At 64.6% G+C, this 21,666-nt stretch carries 16 protein-coding genes and 1 pseudogene; 7 read left to right on the forward strand and 10 right to left on the reverse strand.

Going from position 1 to position 21,666, the window contains the following annotated elements; genetic code table 11:
• Nucleotides 1-80: 80 nt before the first annotated feature.
• The 8 genes and pseudogenes from JOE66_RS14575 to JOE66_RS17700 all read right to left on the reverse strand — a co-directional run.
• Nucleotides 81-830: pseudogene (locus tag JOE66_RS14575) on the reverse strand (ABC transporter ATP-binding protein); the annotation flags it as partial.
• The gene (locus JOE66_RS14580) at nt 830-1,774 is read right to left on the reverse strand and encodes an ABC transporter permease (protein WP_205110600.1); all 945 of its coding nucleotides are present in this window, start codon (nt 1,772-1,774) and stop codon (nt 830-832) included. The pseudogene JOE66_RS14575 and the gene JOE66_RS14580, both read right to left, overlap by 1 nt.
• Nucleotides 1,775-1,854: 80 nt before the next feature.
• Nucleotides 1,855-3,333, reverse strand: coding sequence for a glycosyltransferase (locus JOE66_RS14585; protein WP_205110602.1), 1,479 nt, complete (start codon nt 3,331-3,333; stop codon nt 1,855-1,857).
• A complete protein-coding gene (locus JOE66_RS17690; RefSeq protein ID WP_205110604.1) occupies nt 3,326-4,897 on the reverse strand; it encodes a glycosyltransferase in 1,572 nt (523 codons plus the stop codon). Before JOE66_RS17690 ends, JOE66_RS14585 begins: the two co-directional genes overlap by 8 nt.
• Entirely contained in the window at nt 4,894-5,154 is a 261-nt protein-coding gene (locus JOE66_RS14595) for a hypothetical protein (RefSeq protein ID WP_205110606.1), read from the reverse strand. The genes JOE66_RS17690 and JOE66_RS14595 overlap by 4 nt, the downstream gene beginning before the upstream one ends.
• A gap of 7 nt (nt 5,155-5,161) precedes the next feature.
• Nucleotides 5,162-5,749, reverse strand: coding sequence for a GtrA family protein (locus JOE66_RS14600; protein ID WP_307827224.1), 588 nt, complete (start codon nt 5,747-5,749; stop codon nt 5,162-5,164).
• Nucleotides 5,746-7,641 carry a DUF4012 domain-containing protein gene (locus JOE66_RS17695; RefSeq protein ID WP_205110608.1) on the reverse strand — a complete coding sequence of 632 codons (1,896 nt, stop codon included), beginning with the start codon at nt 7,639-7,641 and terminating at the stop codon, nt 5,746-5,748. The genes JOE66_RS14600 and JOE66_RS17695 overlap by 4 nt, the downstream gene beginning before the upstream one ends.
• Before the next feature lie 210 nt (nt 7,642-7,851).
• A complete protein-coding gene (locus tag JOE66_RS17700) occupies nt 7,852-9,789 on the reverse strand; it encodes a glycosyltransferase (RefSeq protein ID WP_205110610.1) in 1,938 nt (645 codons plus the stop codon).
• A gap of 127 nt (nt 9,790-9,916) precedes the next feature.
• Here JOE66_RS17700 and JOE66_RS14615 point away from each other — a divergent pair, with 127 nt between their 5' ends.
• From JOE66_RS14615 to JOE66_RS14645, 7 genes are all read left to right on the forward strand, one after another.
• A complete protein-coding gene (locus JOE66_RS14615; protein ID WP_205110612.1) occupies nt 9,917-10,903 on the forward strand; it encodes a GDP-mannose 4,6-dehydratase in 987 nt (328 codons plus the stop codon).
• Nucleotides 10,904-10,979: 76 nt separating this feature from the next.
• Complete coding sequence (locus tag JOE66_RS14620) at nt 10,980-11,942, forward strand: GDP-mannose 4,6-dehydratase (RefSeq protein WP_205110614.1); 963 nt, start codon at nt 10,980-10,982, stop codon at nt 11,940-11,942.
• Nucleotides 11,920-13,167, forward strand: coding sequence for a glycosyltransferase family 4 protein (locus tag JOE66_RS14625; RefSeq protein ID WP_239518325.1), 1,248 nt, complete (start codon nt 11,920-11,922; stop codon nt 13,165-13,167). Before JOE66_RS14620 ends, JOE66_RS14625 begins: the two co-directional genes overlap by 23 nt.
• Nucleotides 13,164-14,048, forward strand: a complete 885-nt coding sequence (locus tag JOE66_RS14630) for a glycosyltransferase family 2 protein (protein ID WP_205110616.1) — start codon at nt 13,164-13,166, stop codon at nt 14,046-14,048. The genes JOE66_RS14625 and JOE66_RS14630 overlap by 4 nt, the downstream gene beginning before the upstream one ends.
• The gene (locus JOE66_RS14635; protein ID WP_205110618.1) at nt 14,041-15,585 is read left to right on the forward strand and encodes an ArnT family glycosyltransferase; all 1,545 of its coding nucleotides are present in this window, start codon (nt 14,041-14,043) and stop codon (nt 15,583-15,585) included. The genes JOE66_RS14630 and JOE66_RS14635 overlap by 8 nt, the downstream gene beginning before the upstream one ends.
• 95 nt (nt 15,586-15,680) lie before the next feature.
• Nucleotides 15,681-17,414, forward strand: coding sequence for a glycosyltransferase (locus tag JOE66_RS14640; RefSeq protein WP_205110620.1), 1,734 nt, complete (start codon nt 15,681-15,683; stop codon nt 17,412-17,414).
• On the forward strand, nt 17,411-18,871 hold the full coding sequence (locus JOE66_RS14645; RefSeq protein ID WP_205110622.1) for a glycosyltransferase family 4 protein: 1,461 nt from the start codon (nt 17,411-17,413) through the stop codon (nt 18,869-18,871). Before JOE66_RS14640 ends, JOE66_RS14645 begins: the two co-directional genes overlap by 4 nt.
• A gap of 88 nt (nt 18,872-18,959) precedes the next feature.
• Here the strand turns inward: JOE66_RS14645 and JOE66_RS17705 are convergent, their stop codons facing one another.
• Entirely contained in the window at nt 18,960-21,107 is a 2,148-nt protein-coding gene (locus JOE66_RS17705; RefSeq protein WP_205110624.1) for a carbohydrate binding domain-containing protein, read from the reverse strand.
• A complete protein-coding gene (locus JOE66_RS14655) occupies nt 21,104-21,649 on the reverse strand; it encodes a hypothetical protein (RefSeq protein ID WP_205110626.1) in 546 nt (181 codons plus the stop codon). Before JOE66_RS14655 ends, JOE66_RS17705 begins: the two co-directional genes overlap by 4 nt.
• Nucleotides 21,650-21,666: the final 17 nt, after the last annotated feature.

Consider the following 21,666-nt stretch of genomic DNA (forward strand, 5'->3'; position numbering starts at 1 on the left):
CTGGGCAGCGAGAGGCAGAACACCGCTCAGGGGAATATCGGCTCAGGTGGCCGCGTTGCGCGCGCGCCCACTGGTCAGTGTTCGAACGACTCTCTCAAGGCGAGGATGCCCTCGGCAGCCGCGCCGTCGAACACGACGTTGCCGTGCGAAAGTACGACGACGCGGTCGCAGAGGTCTTCGACCTGGGAGGCGGAGTGGCTGACCAGGATGATCGTTCGCCCCTCCTGCTGGAACTCCCGGATCTTGTTCATGCACTTCTCCTGGAAGGGCTCATCGCCCACGGCAAGTACCTCGTCGACCAACAGGATGTCGGGGTCGACGTGCACGGCGATAGCGAAGGCAAGCCGAACGTACATTCCAGAAGAGTAGAACTTCACCTGTGTATCGATGAACGCTTCGATTTCAGAGAACGCCACGATCGAATCGAAGTACTCGTCGGTCTGGGCGCGGCTGAGCCCGAGGATGGAGCTGTTCAGGTAGACATTCTCTCGGCCCGTCAGGTCAGGGTGAAACCCTGCACCCAGTTCGAGCAGCGCGGCCAGGCGCCCACGGCGCTGCACCGAGCCCTCGTTGGGTTCGATGATGCCGCCGAGCACCTTGAGGAGCGTGCTCTTACCTGAACCGTTCGCACCGACCAGGCCGATGGTCGACCCGGCCGTGATATCGAACGACACATCTCGGAGCGCCCAGAAATCGTCTTTGTGCTTGTTCGAGCGACCGAAGTTGACGATTCGTTCTTTGAGGGACTTGTCCTTGCGAATGACGAAACGTTTCGAGACGTTGGAAGCCTTGACCACGATCGGGGCGTTGGCGATGAGAGGGGAAGGCATCAGATCTCCTGTGCGAAGTTGCCTTGAAGGCGCGAGAAGATTCTCTGGGCGAAGAAGAGCACGACCAGACCGACGATGGCGCAGATGATGAGCCGGACATCCATGCCGGCTGGCCACGCCTGCGGCGGAATGGTTGTGCCTTCGATGACCCGCGTCTGGCTGCCTGCCTGCCAGATTCCTCTCTGAAAGGCGAGGATCGCCAAGGAGATTGGGTTGAGGAGGTAGACCTCGAGCAGCCAGCTGTGATTCTTGGCAGCGTTGACCACGAGCGTCCACGAATAGACGATCGGCGACGCCCAGAACAGCAGGAGCATCGCGACCTCGACCAGGTATTGGATGTCGCGGAGGTACACGTTGAGGGCCGAGAGCAGGATGGCGAATGCCACTCCCCAGATGAGCACGATGGCCACTGCTGCAGGTACATAGAGCAGATTGAGAGATACGGGGAACTGGCCCAGCACGATCGTGGCCAGGACAAGGATGCCGAACTGGATCAGGAAGTTGAAGATCGCAGACCCTGTCGCGGCCAGGGGGAAGATCTCGCGAGGCAGGTACACCTTCTTGATCAAGCCGGCGTTGATGACGATCGACGAGGTGCCTGAAGCGATGATCTCGGAGTAGAGGCCCCACAGCGTGAGACCCGCGAAGACGAAGATGGCGAAGTCGGGAACACCGCGTGAGGCACCGAGAACTGTGCCGATGAACACGTAGTAGATCAGGAGCTGTGTGAGCGGCTTGATCAGCGACCAGACGAAGCCGAGGCTGCTGTCTTTGTAGCGGGATTTCAGCTCACGACGGATGAGGAGATCGAGAAGCTGGCGATGTGAGACGATTTCTCTGATCGAGGCAATGAAGCCCCCGACGGCCTTGGGGCCCGCGCTGACCGAAACCTCGAACGGCAGTTCGGCCAATCGTGCAGCTCGTACCTCGGCAACGCTTGCCATTCGTGCTCTTTCCCGGGGATGTCAGGCACATCCCACCGATAGATACTACGCGTTCACACCTGAGCGTTGGATTTGTTCGGCTAGGCCGACGTCGATGAGGCAGGACGCGGAGCGAAATAGTCCCAGAGCTCGCGAGCATAGTCCGACCAGTCCCGCTGCGACAGATTCGCCGCCTCCGCTACCAGCCGCGCGTGGAGTTCGTCGTCGAGCAGCCCCTGTTTCAGGCCGCGATAGACATCATCATCGTCTCGAGGATCGACGAAGATGGCGCCCCCCGACACAGCGATCTCCTTCATACTGCCGAAGTTCGACGTGATGACTGGGGTGCCCGCAGAGAGAGACTCCCCCACAGGGAGCCCGAAACCCTCGTTGAGTGACGGGAAGATGCTCACCCTGGCCAGGCGATAGGCGCTCCAGAGCAGGGAGTCCGACACAGCAGAGATGGCCCGGACGGCCCTTCCTGCCTCCGCGAGGTGGTCCAGCTGCGCACGGAACTCCTCGCCGTGCCAGCCATTGCCGCCAATGAAGACCAGCTGGAACTGCACGCCTTCACGCCAGAGCCGCTCGGCAGCATAGAGAACAGCAAGGTGGTTCTTGCGGGGTTCATGGCTGCCGACACAGACGACAAGCGGGCTGTCTCCCCGAACCAGCTTCTCGCGAGCCGCAGCGAATTCGGCAGGAGCGACCTCTGCTGCCACGCTGGGCAACAGCAGTGGTTCGATCTCGGGGCCGGTGAGACCCGCGCCGCCGAGCATCCGCTTCCAGCCGCGGTATTCTGTCGCGGCCGCTGCCGAGATTGTCGAAACCCGGTCGAAGTGCGCGAGGGCAGCGAGATTCTTCGAGAACGCGGCCGACATGCCTTCGCCGACCGTTTCAGATGAGGTCAGTGGAACGCAGTCGAAGCCGATGACGCCTGTACGGTTGCCCGAGAATTCGGCAAAGCTCTTCAGTCTCGCTGTTCTGTCGCCCTCGATTGCCAGCTCCGGCAGAATGTAGGTACTTCGGTACGGAATGGTCAGTTGCCAGGTCCTGGGCCGCGGCACGTGCGGTACCGAGCCGTAGAGCGCGTTCTGGCGTTCAGGTTCCGAGAGGTGGCGAAGGCCGGAGAACCGCGGGTCCCACCCCACCAGTTCGACGCCGGCGCGATCCTTCCACTCGACGATCGTCTGGCGCACGACGCGCTGGATGCCCGTGGCCAGCCCGGTGCGCGAAGTGTGGTGTACGTCGACAATGACGGCGTCTGTGACGATTCGCACCGCGACCAGGCGGTTCGGCGCCCGGAGTCGGCGGCTGCGCCGCACAACCTCGTCGAGTGCACTGCGCGTGCCAGTGAGTGTGGCGCCACGGCGGAAACGTTCGAAATCCAGAGCGAACGGGAATTGCGCGGAGATCGCCGCCAGCGCGAGCCAGAGCCGCGATGTGTCGGTGCCGATAGCCGGCGCGATCACGTCGAGGCGATCCGAGACGGAACGATCGCGGTCGGAGGGCCCGGAGGAGACATCGACGCCCAGGGCGCCCTCGAGGGCGGCGAGCCGTGAATCGAGTACGGAATCAGTCATGACTACCAGCCTCCAGCGGCTCCATCAGTTCGTGCCACAGTTCGTCCGCATAGTCGCTCCAGCGTCGGGGCTCACGGCCGCGGGCTTGATCGACGAGTCTGCGGTGTGCCTCGTCGTCGGTGAGCAGCAGACGCATCGCGTCTGCGATCTGCGAATCGTCGCGAGGGTCGACGACAAGGCAGCCGCCGCCCTGTGCGATCTCAGCGGTACTGCCGAAGTCGGACGTAATCGAAGGGATACCGAACGCCAGGGACTCGGCAACCGGCAAACCGTACCCTTCGTGAAGAGACGGGAAGATGGTGAACCACGCGGCCCGGTAAGAATCTGTGAGCACGTCGTCGCTCACCCCCCTCAAGAGTTCGACGCTGTACCCCGCACGGTTGAGCCGGGCCACTTCTCGGTCGACGAGGCGCTTGTAGTCCGGGCGAGCCCCGCCGATCATCCGGAGCCTGAAGGAAAGCCCTTGCCGCCACAGCGTCTCCGCTGCGAAGAGCACGGCGAGCAGGTTCTTGCGGGGTTCCTGGTTGCCCACGATGAGCACCATTCTCTCGCCGGTATCGGACCGCTCGTCGCTGGGTCCCGCACTGGGCGTGCTGAGCGTCTGCGCCCCCGGCACCTGGGCTGGCAGGATCACTGCACTGACCGTCGGGCCGGTAACACCCTGGGCGTTCACTGCCTGAACGAATCCCCGGAACTCCTCTGCGGCGGACTCACTGATCGCGGCAACTCGTGTCGAGTTCTTGACCACGGTGGAGTACCGCGCGAACTTCTCGATCTCGACCTTCTGGATGAGGTCTGCCGTCACGAAAGGGATGGCGTCGTACCCGATCATCACGACACGGTTGCCCGAGAACTCGGCGAGCGCGGCGAGCCGGCCTGAAACGCCCTCCCGAGCCACCTCGGGGAGAATGACACTGGTTCGAAACGGAACGATGAGCCGGGTGGCCTCGTCGGTGGCCGCTCCGTGAATCGATCCTCGCTTCGGCACCACGCGATCCCGCCTGTTCCATTCAAGCACCCTCCGGCGTTCGACCTCATCGGTTGCGCAGAAGATCTCGTCGTTCTCGGTCCAGCGTGCGAGAACGATGTCGTGCGATGAGCTCCACAGGGAGACGGTTTCGCGCACGACGCGCTGGATGCCCGTGTTGTGGTCGTAGCGCGCGCAGAAGTCAACGTCGACAACCGCCTGCTGCTGAACGATGTCGAGTTGCTGTGTCAGGGCTCGCAGACGCCTGCCCGATCTCGAGATGCAGTCGAGCAGTGTGATCAGGGAAAGGGCAGGGTCGGCAAGTGACAGGTCCCGACGCGCACGGTTGACGAGTTCAGCATCGGGGAACGAGGCGGCGAGAGCGGTGAGCAGAAGCCACAGTTCGTCGACCTTCGCGCTTGCCCTGACCTGCCGGGCGAGGTGGTCGGCGAGCACCCCGGGACCACGGAGCGCCAGAGCGTCTTCGTCGTGCGATTGCGGGAGGATCACTGCGGCTGTCGCTCGCAGCCGCTGCAGAAGTGCTGTCTCTGCCTCCTCCACGAACGAGGAGGGATCCTGTTCGTAGAGGGGTTTCACGAAGTGGGCTTCTGCGAGTTGCCGCGACGCAGCTGCGCCGAACGCACCGTGCGAAGTGGTTTGGTGACCTTCCAGGAGAGCGTCTGCTCCATCGCCGACACCGCCAGGGACCCGAAATGTTCGGCGGTCAGCCATTGGCCGACGGCCCGGTTCGCGATGGCGTCGAGCTCGGCCTGGAGCGCATCGCGCTCGTTCTCGAGCTCGACCACACGTTCGCTGAGCGGGTCAGGAGTGGGTTCGACACGGTGTTCTGGCACTGGCCAATTATAGATGGCGCCTCTTGCGCGCGGCCTCTGCCTGTGCGGCCGCGTCGTCTTCGAAGAGCGCCGCTGCGCCGACCTCGGCCTTCTGCTCGGCATCGAGGTGATCGCTGTCACGTTCAGCGTCGGAATCGGCGGGTGCCGTGCGGTGGTGAGCAAAGACCCAGTAGCGGTAGAGGGCGAAGCGGAAGATCGTTGCGAGGACCGTTCCAATGAGCTGCGACGAAATGTTGTCGGCCAGAAGGGACTGAAAGCCGAGCACATAATGGCTGACCCACAGGCACAACAGGTTGATCAGCAGGCCGGAGACAGCGACGACGGAGAACTCGAGCAGCTCACGGAGGTAGTTCGCTCGGCGATGTTCGCGAAAAGTCCAGTACCTGTTGCCGAACCAGGTGACGACCGTGGCCACAGCGACGGCGACGACCTTGGCCCAGAGCGGGCCCGACAGAAAGTGATCGTTGCCGATGCCGTTTATCAGGAGCCAGTTGAAGACGGCGAAATCGACAACGAACCCGATTGCACCGACCACCCCGAACTTGAAGAGATAGCGCAGGAGTTGGTCATAGACCCTCGAGACGAACGCGATCACTTGCACCCCGCTGCGGTGGCCGTCGCGACCGTCGGGTTCATCATCGGCGTGGACTGCAGGATGGGTGGGCCGTAGGTGCCAGCTGCACCCTGGAATGTCGCCGTCACGGTGTTGGTCTCGCCAGGGGCGAGGTCGACTTGGAATCGTGCGACAGGCCGACCCAGATCGCTCGCACTACTCAGAACGGTTGCCGACACGCTGGTGTCACCCGCCGAGGTGGCTGTGACTGCGGCCCCGACCGGCCCGTAGACGAAAACCTGGGTGCTGAACTTGGCTCCCTTGAATTTCGCCCCCGTGACGAACGGGGCGAGTGTCGCCGCTTCCTCCGGCGTGATGGTGGAGTGCAGGGTCGCCGTCATGGTGAACGTGGGATTCTGGGGGTTCTGGCACACGTCGGTCGTGAAATCAGTCGCCGTCGCCAGCCAATAATCGGTCTTCGACACGCTTACGTCGCGAAAGTACGTGCCGACCACCGTCGATTTCGAGTTGTCGGTCGGGAGCACCCCCTGGAGCTTCGACCCGTCCATCAGTTTCTGCTCCTCGGCCACGGGGCTCCACGCCATGATGTTGCCCGTGTCGATGGCTTTGTTCACAGCCGTGAGCAGGGTCTGCGGGTCGGCCGATGTCGACGTGAGTCCCGAGAAGATGGACTTCGCCGCGTCAGCGAAGAAGATGTCGGTCTGCGCCTGGATTTCGCTCTCGGGGTATCTCAGGTAGATGTCGTGCAACAGCAGCGGCACGGCATTCTGCCCGGTGATCTGCTCCCCCGAAGCGAGGGTGACCGGGCCGGTCGCGTCGAGGATGTACCCCAGGGCGATCGGGTCGATCGAGATGACCCCGTCGACCTTCTCGCTCTTGTACTTCTCCCACCACGCCTTGATGCTCTCTCCTGCCGTGGGGAAGTCCGGCCGCGCTGTGGACCAGTTCAGCGTGGAGTTGATACCGGTGCTGAAGATGTTGATCAGGTTCTGGTCCATCTCCCTGACCGGCCCGTCGTTGGTCGGGAAGTTCTGGCTCGACCCCTGGTCGGTGATGCCGAACGCTCCGTTGTCGACGGTCAGCAAGGAGAGCGAGGCAGGGCCACCGCCCAGGGCTGTCGTTTCGGCGTTGTTGAGGAAGGCGAGCACGTAGTGCCGCGTACCGTTCATGCCGAGCACGTTCTCAGCGGTGGCGAGCGTGGTGCGAACCTTGCCGATCTGGTCGTGCGCCTTCGTCAGAGCGCTCGTCATCAGCTTCTGGGCCGAACCGATCTGCCCGACCGTGTTCGCGGTGTCGATGGATGCCACGGCAGCCTGTTGGGCGACGATCGCCGCGTCGGCACTCGCCAGCGTCGCGTCTCCCGTTGTCAGCAACGCCGTGTTGAACTTTCCGTTCGACGGTCTGATTGAATCAGGCGTGAGCCCAGCCGAGAAGTCAACCACGGGCATCAGCGCCTGGCTGCCCAAGTTGTCGAGAGCCGTCGAGAGTTCCCGCACGGCCGTCAGGTTGGGCCCGACAATGGGCACCCCCTCGGCGAAGCCGTACAGGGGATCATCCGTGTGCACTCGCGCATCGTGCGCGGCGTCGGCAAACTCTTTCGCCGATGCCGCGAGCCCGGTTGTGTCAAGTGACGCGAGCTGGGTCTGGATCTTCGACACGGAACCCTGCGCGGACTCCAATGCGGACTTCGCCTGCAACGCCTGGAACGCGACCCAGCCGATGGCACACCCCAAGCCGATGACGACGACAGCGATCGACGACCAGACGATCACTCGACGGCGGCGTTTCGTGTGGCGGCGTTCCGGGTGGCCAGCCGGATCACTCGCCGCGCGCCGCTGCTCCCGTCGGCTCAACTCGGGTTGTGTCGGTTCGGGAGCAACAGAGTCGGTGTCTGCAGATTCGATGCTCGGCACTCCTTGGGAAGCGAATTACGGGAATGTCGGGGCCCGCGCTCTGCCTGGCTCGCCCAGCACTCTCCCCCACGGGTGACACCACTTTAGCAAGCGCCGCCATTCTGACCCTGAGATTCAGCAGAGCGGAAGCGCAATCCGCACCCGACGACCGCAGCGCTCCTTCACCTTCTGCCCGTCGCCGAACACGGTCAGCGTCCCTGAGTAGTACGTCTAGACCCGGCCGACCCGCTTCCGCACGATGCGCAGCGCCGCCTTCGACGCCGGCACTACGCCCATTTCGCGCGAGCGGGCGACGAAGAACACCGCCAACGGCCCGAGCTTGGACACCTTGTTGACCAGGGAATTGCGTCGGGCCTCCTGCACGCGATGCGTTTCGGTGACCCCCGTGAACCATGATTCGAGCTGGTGCACGGTCGAGCCCGCCACCAGTGCGGAGTTCGAGATGGATGCACGGCCAGAGTGGGCAAGGCTGGCCACAGAGCCGACGGCAGAACGGGCATCCGGCAGGCCACCGTGACTTCGCCGATCGTGATCGTCGGCCAGCTCTCGGAGCGACGGCTCAACCAGCGTCGACCACAGCTCGGCTGCATACTCGTCCCAGGTGCGGAACGATCTCTCCGCGGCTTCCTTGCGCAACCGTGCGTAGAGCGTGTCATCGAGCAGCAACGACTTCATCGCAACCCGGAGCGCTTCGTCATCCCGTGCGTCGACGGCCACGCATCCACCGCCCGCCGCAGCCTCGCGGAGGCTGCCATGGTCGGCCGTGATGACCGGCGTGCCAAGCGCAAGAGACTCAGCGACGGGAAGGCCGAAACCCTCGTGAAGCGAAGGGAAGACGCAGAATCGGGCCTCACGGTATGAGTCGAGGAGAACTGCATCACTAGCTCCCCGGAGCACCTCGACCTCGCGACCGCCCGCCCGCAGCCGACGGAGCTCGGCGTCGAAGCGGTGCACGCTGGCGGAACTCCCCCCACCGATGAACCGGAGACGGAAGCGCACGCCCTCTGCCCAGAGCTGCTGGGCGGCGAACAGAATCGCAGCATGGTTCTTGCGTGGCTCCTGGCTGCCGACCACGAGGACGAGTGGGCTCTGGTCAGCCGAGGGGGCCGGCGTCACTGACGCGGGCGACGGGGATGTCTGAGTCGGGGCGTTCATGGCCAGCGGAACCGGGGTCACCTGGGGCCCCGCCATCCCCTGGGCGCTCAACGCCGAGGCGAAGCCGGAGAACTCGTCAGCGGCAGAGATACTCACGCCGGCAAGTCGACGGGAGTGCTTCACGACGGTCAGATAGCGGGCGAAGCGTTCGATCTCGGCCGTCTCCTGGCTGTCAGAACTCACGATCGGAATCATGTCGTGACCCACCATCACGACCAGATTGCCCGACACCGCGGCCACCGCAGACAGAGGTTCGGCAACAGCGTGCTGGGCCACCTCGATCTCGACCACGACGCTGTCCACAGGCACGATCGTGACGCGTGACGCTGCGCCGCCCCCACCTGTTGCAGCGGTGGCTCCCTCGCTCTTCGGCCGCGCGGAGTGACGCGCCCAATCCGTGGTGCGGGTGACCTCCGTCGCGACGAGTCGGCGCAGCCCGGAGTTGTCGTCGTTCCAGCACACCAGCGTGATGTCGCGCGCGACGTGCCATCTCGAAGCCGTCTCGCGGAGCACCCGCTGCACACCGGTGTTGTGGTCGAACCGGGCACTGAAGTCGGCATCGAGAATCACCGCACCCGGGACCACTTCTATACGGTCATCCAGATGATAGGAGCGCAGGATGATCGGCTCGAGCGCCGCGAGAACGTCGCCGAGCTCCTCGCCAGGTGCTGCGAGGCGCAGCGCACGCCGCACCGATCGGTGTTCATCGAGGGTGGGGTAGACCGCCGTGAACCCGACAATGAGCAACCACACATCACGATCCAGCGAAGATCCGGGGGCCGAACCTGAGACAACGCGCAGAATCTCCATAGCCTGGATGCCTGGATCCAGGTCGTTGCTCTGCGCGATGTTCGGGTCCACGGAGCCGGTCACGTGAGGTGCGATGGCCCGCAGGCGACTCGCGAGCGAGCCGACGTGCGGAGACCCCGCAGTCCGGGATGCTGCACTGACCAGCGGGCCTGTGGCGTCGGCTGATCCTGAGCTGTCGGACACGGCACCCCTTCCCGGATCACGCATCATGGAATACTAGTTGATCGACTGGCCCCAGTAACATGGGCTGTCGCACACGACACGTCGCAGATTCACCTCCGCGCTCAGATTCACAGATAAACGAGGAATTATGCCCCGCGCTCTCATTACCGGTATCACTGGCCAGGACGGCCTCTACCTCGGCGAGCTGCTGCTCTCCAAGGGGTACGAGGTCTACGGTCTGATCCGTGGCCAGAACAACCCGAAGAGGGCCCTCGTCGAAGCGACACTGCCGGGCATCCACCTGCTCACCGGTGACCTCACCGACCTGTCGAGCCTCATCCGCGCCCTCGAGGCGGCCAAGCCCGACGAGTTCTACAACCTCGGCGCCATCTCCTTCGTCGCGTACTCGTGGGAGAACGCCTCGCTCACCACCGAGGTCACCGCGAAGGGTGTGCTGAACGCTCTCGAAGCTGTTCGCCTGTACTCCGGCGACGAGCCCGCGAAGGTGCGGTTCTACCAGGCCTCGAGCTCGGAGATGTTCGGCAAGGTGCAGCAGGTGCCCCAGAACGAGGACACCCTGCTCTGGCCGCGCTCCCCCTACGGTGTCGCGAAGGTCTTCGGTCACTACATGACCATCAACTACCGCGAGTCATACGGCATGCACGCCTCCTCCGGTGTGCTCTTCAACCACGAGTCACCGCGCCGGGGCCCGGAGTTCGTCACGCGCAAGGTGTCGCAGGCCGTCGCCCGCATCTCGCTCGGCCTGCAGGACAAGATCGTGCTCGGCAACCTCGACGCCCGCCGCGACTGGGGCTTCGCCGGCGACTACGTCGAAGCGATGTGGCTCATGCTTCAGCAGGATGTCGCCGACGACTACGTCATCTCCACCGGCGAGACGCACTCCATCCACGAACTCCTCGAGAAGGCGTTCGCCGCAGCGGGCATCACCGAATGGCAGCAGTACGTGGAGCAGAACCCCGAGTTCATGCGCCCCGCCGAGGTCGACCTCCTCATCGGCTCCAGCGCGAAGGCCGAGAAGGCCCTCGGCTGGAAACCCAAGGTCGGTTTCGAAGAACTCGTCACGATGATGGTCACGAACGACATCGCCGAGCAGAAGGCCCTCGCCGGGCTCTGAACTAATCTCAGGAGGCCTGCTGGCGCAGGCTCCCTCCCGTTCTGAACCACCGACAACGAAGGATGATCGACACCCCGTGCCAGTCGCTCTGATCACCGGAATCTCGGGCCAGGACGGCTCGTACCTCGCCCAGTCGCTGCTCGCCGACGGCTACGAGGTGCACGGCATCGTTCGGAAGCCCGCAGAGGAGAACCTCGCCGCGATCGGCGAGAGCTCCAGGCTCACTCTGCATCGAACGGACCTACTGGCTCCCGGTGCACTGGAAGACCTCGTCGCTGATGTGAAGCCGAACGAGCTCTACAGCCTCGCCGCGGTGAGCAGTGTCTTCGAGTCGTGGCGGAGCCCCGTGCAGACCGGCGAGATCAACGGGCAGGTGGTCGTGCGGTTGCTCGACAGCGCGTTCCGCCTGCACGAGACCGGGCACGACGTGCGGGTGCTGCACGCCTCGAGCGCGGAGGTCTTCGGCCAGACCGAGGTGTCACCGCAGACCGAGAACACCCCCATCAGGCCGTCTTCGCCCTACGGCGCATCGAAGGCCTACGCCCATCTCTCCGTCGGGGTGTTCCGCGGGCGGGGTGTGCACGCCTCGAACTGCATTCTCTACAACCACGAATCACCGCGAAGGCCAGAGAACTTCGTCACCCGCAAGATCACGGCGAGTGTCGCCCGCATCAGCAGGGGCCTGCAGGACGGTATCGAACTCGGCAACCTCGACGCCCGCCGCGACTGGGGCTGGGCCCCGGACTATGTCGACGCGATGCGCCGTGCCGTCACCGCGCCCCGCGGCGGCGACTACATCGTCGCGACCGGCGTCTCGCACACCATCCACGACTTCCTCGACGCAGCCTTCGCTCGCGTGGGCATCACCGACTGGTCGGGCCTCGTCACCCAGAACCCCGAATTCGTGCGCCCTGTCGACCCCGCCGAGCAGCGCGGCGACGCCACGAAAGCCCGCGACGAGCTCGGCTGGACCCCCACCACCGGCTTCACCACCATCGTCGAACGCATGGTCGACAATGACCTCGAACTCCTTGCGTGACACCCGTAGCCCGAAAGGCTTCAGCCGGCCGCTGACCGTGCTTCTCGATGCCACATCGATCCCTGCCAACCGCGGCGGCGTCGGCCGCTACGTCGAGAACCTGGTCCCTGAGCTGGTGAAGCTCGGCGTCGCCCTTGTCGTCGTGTGCCAACCCCGAGACCGCGAGACCTTCGAGTCAGCGGGCGTGCAGCAGGTCGTTGTGATGCCAACCTGGGGTTCCCGCGCCCCCGGCAGGTTCGTCTGGGAACAGCTGAGACTGCCCTCTCTTGCCCGCGCAGTCGGGGCCACGGTCATCCACTCACCGCACTACACCTTCCCGCTCTTCACGCGGCGGGCACGCGTGGTGACCATCCACGACCTCACGTTCTTCAGCGACCCCGAGCTGCACTCGCGACTCAAGGGCGTGTTCTTCCGCAGCTGGATCCGGCTCGCGAAAGCCCTGCGCGTGACGGTGGTGACCCCGAGCGGGGCGACCGCCGACGAGTTCCGCCGCGTCACCGGGGCGCGTGACTCGCGCGTCTTCGCCGCGCAACTGGGCTACGACACTGCGGTCTTCCATCAGCCGAGTACCGATGAACTGGCGGAGTTCCGCGCGTCACTCGACCCCTCGCCGCGCGAGTGGGTCGCGTTCCTCGGCACCCTCGAGCCCCGCAAGAACGTGCCGGCACTCGTGCGCGCCTTCGTCTCGGCAACAGCATCCGTTGGCCTTGATCGACCGGCGCTGCTGCTCGCCGGCGGCGCCGGCTGGGACACCTCGGTCGCCGACGCGGTCGCAGAGGCACACGCCGCCGGCCGCGACGTGCGCACCCTCGGCTACCTGCCGATCGGGCACCTCCGGTCGCTTCTCGGCGGCGCGGTCGTGACCGCCTACCCGAGTCTCGGCGAAGGCTTCGGCCTGCCGGTGCTCGAAGCCATGGCCAGCGGCTCAGCCGTGCTCACCACGCGCCGGCTCTCCCTTCCCGAAGTGGGCGGCGACGCTGTGGCGTACTGCGATGTGGATGAGGCCAGTATCGCCGAAGCACTCGCTGGGCTGCTGACGAATCCGGTGGAACGGCGTCAACTGGCCGAAGCAGGCCTGAAGCGTGCGACACAGTTCTCGTGGCACGCCTGTGCGGTGGAGCACCGGCGTGCGTATTCAGCAGCGCTCACCGGCCTGGCGCCCCGCGGTGTTGCATCCAGCAGTGCCGCACCCGACAGCGCAGCACCTCGAGCGGAGGCGACATGAGCAGCACCATCTCCCTCGTGACCGTGAGTTACTTCTCGGGAGACGACGTCGTCACCTGCCTGAACTCGGTGCCGGAGGCCAGCATCCGGCACCTGGACATCATTGTCGTGAACAATGCCGCGGCGGATGACCTGCGGCCCACTCTCGAGCAATTCGAAGGGCCCGACTCTCGCACTGGCGACCTCACGCTGCTCGAACCGAAAGCCAACCTCGGCTACGGCGGCGCAGTCAACTTCGCGGCGGCGCGGCTGGCACCCGAGATCGAGTGGATCCTCGTCACCAACCCCGACGTCACGTTCACTCCCGGTAGCATCGACGCTCTACTCGCGGTTGCCGAAGCCGACGACCGAATCGGGATGGTCGGCCCCCGCATCACGAACGACGACGGGTCGATCTACCCCTCGGCCCGCGACCTGCCCTCGCTCACCGTCGGTGCCGGGCACGCCGTGCTGCACCGTATCTGGCCGGGAAACCCCTGGTCGAAGAGGTACCTCCGGGCAGACAAATCCCACTCGGCACAGACCGAGCCGGTGCAGTCGGGATGGCTCTCCGGCGCCTGCATGCTCGTGCGCCGGGCCGCCTTCGAGCAGGTTGGCGGGTTCGACGACCGCTTCTTCATGTACTTCGAAGACGTCGACCTCGGCGAACGGATCGGCAACGCCGGCTGGAAGGTGCTCTACGTGCCCACCGCCACAGTCGGTCACGCAGGTGGTACCTCCACCGCAGCCCACTCGGCCGCGATGACCAGAGCGCACCACCGGAGCGCCTACCGGTACCTCGCGAAGCGCTACCACCAGTGGTACCTGCTGCCGGTTCGCCTAGCGCTTCGTCTGGGGCTGTTTCTCAGGGCACTCGTGGGTACAGTGAGAAATCATGGCTGAGACGGCACCCCGCGAAGCAGAATCCGACGAGCGCACGGCAGGGGGCGCCACGCCGGGTGGTCTGCAGCCCGCGACTGCCCCGCGTAGCCGCCTGTACCGGCTGGATGCCCGGCTGACCACGATCGTCTTCTACGTGCTGCTCGCCGCCGGCCTGGCCTTTCGCATCTACCTGTTCTACACACCGGCCTTCATCGTCGACTCCGACAATGCGGTCGTCTACCTGCAGGCCAAACACATCTCCGAAGGCGAATTCAGCTGGTTCTTCTGGGGGCAGAGTTACGGCGGCACCCTCCTCCAGTTCGTCGCCGGGGCAGCAATACTCGTCTTCGGGGCGCACATCCAGGTGCTCTCCATCGTCAGCACCCTCTTCTTCGTCGTCGCCGTCTTCCTGGTGCGATACATCGGCACCCGCGCGTTCGACCGCCTCACCGGTACCGTCGCCGCCATCCTCTTCTGGTTCTCGGGCTACTACACCCTCAAGATCTCGATCAGCGAGTCGGGTTTCTATGGGCCGAGCCTCGTGCTGGGGCTCGCGACCGTTGCGGTCGCGCTGCGAACCGGCGTACGGCGCACGTATCTCCAGTGGGCGGTCGTGGGCCTGCTCGCGGGGCTGGCATTCTGGCAGTCGCCAATGGGTGCGATGCTCGCCGCACCCGCACTCGTGATCCTGATCATCCGGCAGCGTTCATGGCGCCACCTGCTGGTCGGTGGCGCAGCTGTGGTCATCGGCGCACTGCCGTGGATCATCCAGTTCGCCACGACCTTGTCTGCGGTGAAGCCCAAGGGCCGCCCCAACCCCCGCAGCCTCGTCACCTTCTTCACCGAACTCATGCCCACCATCGTCAGTGCGGACCGCGGTCTCACGAAGCTCATGGTCGCCGCCACCTGCCTCGGTCTCCTCGCCCTAGTGACCTATCTCGCCATCCGGCGCAGGAACGCCTGGCTGGCCTGCCTGGTCGCCGGTTCGGTGTTGGTCGTGGTTGTTGTCACTGTCGGGGCGGGGGTTGTGCTCTCGAGGGACGACGTACGGTACGCGGTCTTCGTGCTCCCGACGCTGACGATCGCACTGGCCTGGATCGTCACACGGGTGCGCTTTCTGGGGATCGCGGCCATGATCCTGGCCGCCCTGCTGACATTCGGCCAGGTGAGACAGCTCTTCGGAGACCTCGGCGTCAACACCAGTTCGCAGTACATCGTCGGCGACATCCGCGGCCTCGGCGACTACCTCGAGCAAGAGAACATCACCCATGCCTTCGGCGACTACTGGGTCTCGTATTCCGTCTCTGCCGAGACAGATGAGCGAGCCCAGGTCGCCGCCCTCTCCGGCGAACTCCGGTATGAGCCCTATGCCGACGCCGCTGCTGCGCAGGACCCGGTCGTGGTGATCGTGCTGCAGGGGAACGACAACGACAGGATGCTGCAGGCCGACCCGATCGCAACGGCTCCCGGCACCACACGCACCGAGGTCGCGGGCTACGCAATCTATCGGTTCGCGCAGCCTGTCAACGTCTTCGACTTCTCGTGGGCACTCTTCTGATCCTGAGCGGCCGAGCCTGCTGTCTGCGCGGGTGAATCTCCAGGCGCGCGCACTCACGGTTTTGTAGCGCAGGCGTGTATTAGGATGGTCTGCCGATGGCCACTCTACAATTGCACTCGAATCCCGCCGTTCTCAAATCAAGCCAGATCGACTCGTGGTTCGGTGCCTTCGGCCTGGGAATCGGGGGCGACAGCCCCAGCGCAGAAGAGATGCGCCTCAGTATGAGTTGGCGCGTGACGGAACCACTCCGGTCCCTGCGGGCGCGTGAACGACTCCGCGCTCTTCGATCGGGCACACTCAGGCTGCCACAGACGCAGAACAACACGAATGCCCTCGCTCTGGCCAGACAGGCGCTGCTGCAGCGGCTGAAGGCGGTCGCACCTCATCTTCTCACCGCTCAGAACAGCCGGCAGATCGACGAGCTCTCTCTCGAGCACCTTCTTGGCGCTCTCATCGAGACTGTACACACCACTGATGACCACGCCCGACTCTGGCTGCTCACGATTGCCATCAGTGGGTGCTTTCCCGACCAGGCCCAGATCCTGGGCATGGCACGTGACATCCACGGAGTCGATGGGCCATCTGCGGTTGCCCGCATCCTTCATCACTGCGGTGTGTGGACGAGTCGCTACCAGTCACACCTGCGAACGATTGAGATGGTCACCGACGTTCCGCTGGCATTCTGCGACTTCACCGCCCGCTTCGGCTTCAACTCCGGTATTCAGCGGGTGACACGACAGACCCTCTCGTTCTGGCGAACACTGGGCGACTTCCGTCTCGCCGCGGTCACTTCAGACGGCACGTCGCTACGCACACTCGACGAGGAAGAAACCACCCGCGTACTGGATTGGTCGGGAGACGACGACGCGAACCGCGACGACATCGACGACACCATCGATCACTCGACGAGTGTGCTCGTTGTGCCCTGGAACACCACCGTCTTCGTGCCTGAGGCACCTCTGGGCCATGGCACGAACGCGTTGATCGCGATGGCCCGGTTCTCCCCGAACCGCACGGTGGCAATCGGGTACGACACGATTCCCGTTTCGGGTGGCCACTTCGTGCACCGCGGCCTGACGCTGATCTTCGTGTCGTACCTGTCGATGATCAAGTACTTCGACGAAGTCGTCTGTATCTCCCAGGCGACTGCAGACGAGTTCATCGGCTTCAACGAGGCCCTCGTCGCGCAAGGTCTGACGGGGCCCCGGGTGAGTACTGTCGTACTCCCGCTCGAACCGATCCCTTCAGACCGTTCGATCGACGAACCCGCGGAGAGCAGTCTCCCCACGGTTCTCTCGGTCAGCAGCAACGAACCGAGAAAGAACCAGCTCAGTGTGGTCTACGCCAGCGAACTGCTCTGGCGCGAAGGGCTGAAGTTCAACCTGGTGCTTCTCGGTGGCAGGGGTGACCGGCTCTTCACCGACGTTCCCGATGCCGTCGCCGCGCTTCGAGCCAAGGGAAGAACCGTCGAATTGCGACGAGACGTCGACGAAGCGGGCCTTGCCGAGGCGTATCGCCGGGCGAGGTTCAGCATCTTCGTCTCCCTCCAGGAGGGATACGGGCTTCCGATTGCCGAGTCACTCGCCGTCGGCACCCCTGCCATCACGACCGACTACGGGAGCACCGCGGAGATCGCCGCAGGAGGCGGGTGCGTGACCGTCGACCCGCGCGACGACCTGGCGATCGCCGCGGCGATGCGTGAGCTCCTGACCAGCGATGAGACGATCAGCAGGCTGAAGACAGAGATCAGCACCCGCGTGGATTCGACTTGGGGAGACTATGCAACCGTCTTGTGGGACACGATGACGGCTTCGAAAGGCAGCAAATGACTGACGTTCTGGGGTGGGCCGGCGGGCTCCGTACTCTGATCGGCCATCTGGGAGCAGAGCCTGAAGCCACGGACAACCCCGACCTGCTGCTCGCCCAGCTCGCGACGGTCTGCGACGCCGGCCTCACCGACAGCCAACTCTGGGCCACCTGGTCGATTCTGAAGGGCGAGCTTCCCACCGAGAGCGAACTGATCAGGTTCCGCCGGAACGCAGGCCTCAACGGCGCGGCTCGGGCAATCTCCGATCTGGGCGGACGCGCAGGCGCAAGCATGTTCGGTCTCTCGACGGAGGTCGAGATTGCCAGCAACGTGGTCCTGGTCGACGTCCACCACACCAGCAGCACGATCATGCGGTCTGGTGTGCAGAGAGTCGTCAGGGAAGCCGCCCTTCGGTGGGGTCACGCCCACGACGTCGTCTTCGTCTCCTGGACAGATGATGAGAAGGCTCTTCGCCGCCTGACCGTTCGAGAAGAAGCCCGCATGCGCGGCGGGGACCCCGACGCCAGCGTCACAATCGCTCCGGCAACCGCGAAGATCGTGATACCTCTGACGGGCCTCATGATCGTGCCCGAGCTCGCCACCGACGCCGGCGTCGCCGAACGACTGCTGGCCATGGGACGATTCTCGGCGATGCGCGTCGTCTACATCGGCTACGACTGTGTGCCTCTCACCTCGGGTGAGACAACGGACGCTCCGATCGCCGCCAACTTTCCCCTCTATCTGGATGCCGTGTCGTACGGCACGAGAGTCGCGACCATTTCCGAGTCGACGGCGCTCGAGTTCCGCAGCTGGAAGAAGATGCTCCCTTCGTCGGGACGGGTCGGGCCCGACGTGCGCACGGTGTTCCTCGGTGGCGACACCAGTGAGCCGACCGCGAAGGAGCTCGCCGAAACGAAGGCTCTCCTGAAGGTCAGCGACCATGAACCTATGATCTTGGCCGTGGGCAGTCACGAACCGCGTAAGAACCACCTGGCACTTCTACAGGCCGCGCGCATCCTCTGGGAGCGGGGCGAGAAGTTCCGCCTGGTGCTCATCGGGAGCTCCTCATGGGGGTCTGGAGCGTTCGACGCGCTCGCCACCGTATTGAAGGAGAACGGACGCCCGCTGGTCGTGTTGTCGAATGCCTCCGATGCCGTTCTGGCCTCGAGCTACCGCTTGGCGAGAGTGTCGGTGTTCACCTCATTCCACGAGGGCTTCGGACTTCCGATCGTCGAGTCGTTGAGGGCAGGTACTCCGGTCATCGCCTCGAACGTGGGCAGCATGCTCGAGATCTCCCACCACTACGGCGGGGTGATCAGCGTCGACCCCCACTCCGACAACGAGCTGGAGGGGGCTCTTCTGGCAGCACTGCACGATCCGGCTGTCCTCGACAAGAAGCGACGCGACCTGGCCGCCAACAGCTATGTTTCGTGGGACGACTACGCCGACGAACTGTGGGCGTACTTCACAGAGGCGTAAGCCAGCGCGGCCCGGTCCGTGAGCCGCAGGCGCCACGGTACATGACACGGCTCGCTCGGCCGCGTGGCGGAGTCGGGCCGGACGGGGGTCAGTAGACCTGTGCCCCGTCGACAAACAGCGTGTTGTCTGTCGACTTCTCATAGACCTCGAACTTGAGCGAGGTGTGGCCTTCCTGGGTGATCGGAAGGTCGACGGTGACTCGAGTCCATTCCGTGCCAACTGTGAAGTCGACGGCCCCGACCTCTGCAACCCCTCCGAGCCCCCAGAGGGCGAGTGTGCCGCTGAAGGTCTTACCCTGGTCGGACGCCCTCAGCCAGACCTCGGCCGTGTACCGGTCTCCGGTGTACGTGACGCGGGGAATGGTCTGCGCAAGCGAGTTACCCGGGACCGCCGTGTTCGTCGCAGCAAAGTACTGGCCGTTCTGAGGTACCACCCCGGCAGAGGTACCGAGATACACGACCTGATTTATCGTTCCCTTGCCCGGGCCCCAGTTCTGGAAGGAATTGTTCTCGAACGAGCCGGCCGTCAGGAGGTTCTTGCTCAGCAGTCCGTCATCGACGAAGAGCGTTCTGCCTGTGGACGACATGTAGATCTCGGGTTTCATCGTGGTGACACCGGTCTGGGAGATGTCCGTCGTAACCGTCACTCTGCTCCAGTTGGGCCCGGCGACGAAGTCGGTGCCCCCCGAGAACGGCGACGCACCGCCGAGACCCCACAACGCCAGTCTGCCGGTGACCGGCGAGCCGGGGTCGGCGGCTCTGACCCAGATCGAGAAGGAATATCTGTCTCCCACGCTCGTCCTCGTGGCGACCTGCTGCGCAAGCGACCGGCCCGCCACCGCGGTGTTGGTGGCTGCGAACCACGAGCCGGAGTGGGCAAGGCCCGGGTCCTGGTAGATCGCCTGGTTCACGAACCCGTTCCCGGGAACCCAGCCGCCGAAGTAGCCTTCGAATCCAGGGCTGCTCAGAAGGTTCTTCACCGGCGCACCCTGGCCGAAGACGAGCGCGGCGTTGTCGAGAAACACCGTGCCGTCAGTGGAATCCATGTAGATCTCGAGCCTGACCACCGAATGCGCCGTCTGCCTGACCGGGAGGGAGACGGTGATCTGCTGCCAGGTGTCGGTCACCGTATACGGCGTGACGGCCCCCTCGGTCACACCGCCCAGACCCCAGAGCGCAACGCCACCGGAGAACGGAGCAGCTGACGCAGACCTCAGCCAGATCGTCGCCGTGACCTGGTCACCGATGGCCACCGTTCTCTGCACATTCTGCGCAATCGATCGACCTGCCACGGGGGTGTTCGCGGCGAAGAACCACGACCCCGCCTTCGCGATCGACGGGTTGTTGTACCCCGCACGGTTGATGAAACCGTTGGTCGGAACCCAGTCGGAGGTGTTCGTCTCGAAAGAACCGTTGCGCAGGCCCCCGCCTGTCGGGTCACCGAACCAGTTGTTGAAGTACACCCAGAAGTTGCGATTGCCGTAGGCCGAGCATCCGTCACCCGAACCGGAGAGGTTCGCCAGGGCTGCAGCATTCGGCTGGTACGGCGTATAGATGTAGAGGTTCGCGGTTGCCTGGTTCTGAATGAACACCGGGGATGAGCCGCACGCCGTATTCGGGTTGTAGAGGATGTTGTTGTTTCGCCCCGGCTGATAGCTCCACGACGAGCTGTTCTTCGAGTATCGCTGGAACTGGCTCGCTGCCGAATACACCTGGTTGAAGAACCCGTAGTACGTCGAATCGCAGGCAGCCGTATCGGGGCAGCCGTAACCGAGGGCCGAACGGTACATGTACGCCGTTGTGGAGTAGGCGTCGACCAGGCCCTGCTCCTTCTGCAACATGACCAGCAGCACCTGCGGGTTGATGCCGCAGGCCACTCCGACGCGCACCACGATCTGCGCAGCTGTTTCTGAGGACTGACCGGTATAGGCAGAGCAATAGGCGCTGGATGCCCGGCTCACCGTGCTCTGCGAGAAGTCCTTGAGGCAGGGCAGCGCCGCCGTGCCTGAGCAGTTCGCACCGTGGGAACTCAGGAAGGTCTGCACCTGGCCCTCGGTCATGGTGCTGGAGTCGAAGAAGACCGAGTCGCTGATGATGTTGCCCGGGTCGAACGACGAACCGCTCAGTGCCTCTGCCGGCGTGGAGGCGAGTGGGCTGACCACCGCCAGCACCGACGCGAGCAGGGCGGCGATGACAAGCCCGCCTGCCAGACGCACGAAACCCGTTCTCGATCTCACGGGATGACGACCTCGGTCGGGGCGGAGTCTCCGGACGACGTCGATGACGAATACGACACGACCACCTGCCAGGTGCCCGACGTGAAGTTCGGAGATGCCAGCGAATTCGACCCGCAGTCGGTGGTCGTCGCGGAAGCTGTGGCGGGGAACGCGTCACGAACGGTGACGCTGCCCGACGTCGCCGTGATCGTGCATGACCCGTCGGACTCGACGATCTGCGGCACAAAGGCACTGACGGAGATCGCTGCAGACCCGGCGTCCCACCCCGCCGAAGCGATGAAAGGGGTGACGGCACTCACCGGGGGGCGCGTCGGCGTCACGGTGGTCGTCGGCGTCACCGTTGGGGTGACGGTGCTCGTCGGCTTGACCGTCGGCACCGCAGAGGTGGGGGGCGAGGTCGAGCCCGCCGACGCTGATGCAGTGGGAGCGGGGGCCGATGCCGACCGCGGCAACACCAGAACGAAGGCCACTACGAGGGCGGCAACCAGGACTACTCCGATGATCGCCCAGATCCACCAGCGTGATCGTGCGTTGGTCTCCATTGGTCGCAGCTCGGCCT

It is taken from the genome of Subtercola frigoramans (assembly GCF_016907385.1).
Classification (GTDB): Bacteria; Actinomycetota; Actinomycetes; order Actinomycetales; family Microbacteriaceae; genus Subtercola; species Subtercola frigoramans.

Bases quoted from the DNA above. Each gene is read 5' to 3' on its own strand.
- JOE66_RS14580 (WP_205110600.1), bottom strand. From the start codon at position 1,774: ATGGCAAGCGTTGCCGAGGTACGAGCTGCACGATTGGCCGAACTGCCG.
- JOE66_RS14585 (WP_205110602.1), bottom strand. From the start codon at position 3,333: ATGACTGATTCCGTACTCGATTCACGGCTCGCCGCCCTCGAGGGCGCC.
- JOE66_RS14615 (WP_205110612.1), top strand. From the start codon at position 9,917: ATGCCCCGCGCTCTCATTACCGGTATCACTGGCCAGGACGGCCTCTAC.
- JOE66_RS14625 (WP_239518325.1), top strand. From the start codon at position 11,920: ATGACCTCGAACTCCTTGCGTGACACCCGTAGCCCGAAAGGCTTCAGC.
- JOE66_RS14630 (WP_205110616.1), top strand. From the start codon at position 13,164: ATGAGCAGCACCATCTCCCTCGTGACCGTGAGTTACTTCTCGGGAGAC.
- JOE66_RS14635 (WP_205110618.1), top strand. From the start codon at position 14,041: ATGGCTGAGACGGCACCCCGCGAAGCAGAATCCGACGAGCGCACGGCA.
- JOE66_RS14640 (WP_205110620.1), top strand. From the start codon at position 15,681: ATGGCCACTCTACAATTGCACTCGAATCCCGCCGTTCTCAAATCAAGC.
- JOE66_RS14645 (WP_205110622.1), top strand. From the start codon at position 17,411: ATGACTGACGTTCTGGGGTGGGCCGGCGGGCTCCGTACTCTGATCGGC.
- JOE66_RS14655 (WP_205110626.1), bottom strand. From the start codon at position 21,649: ATGGAGACCAACGCACGATCACGCTGGTGGATCTGGGCGATCATCGGA.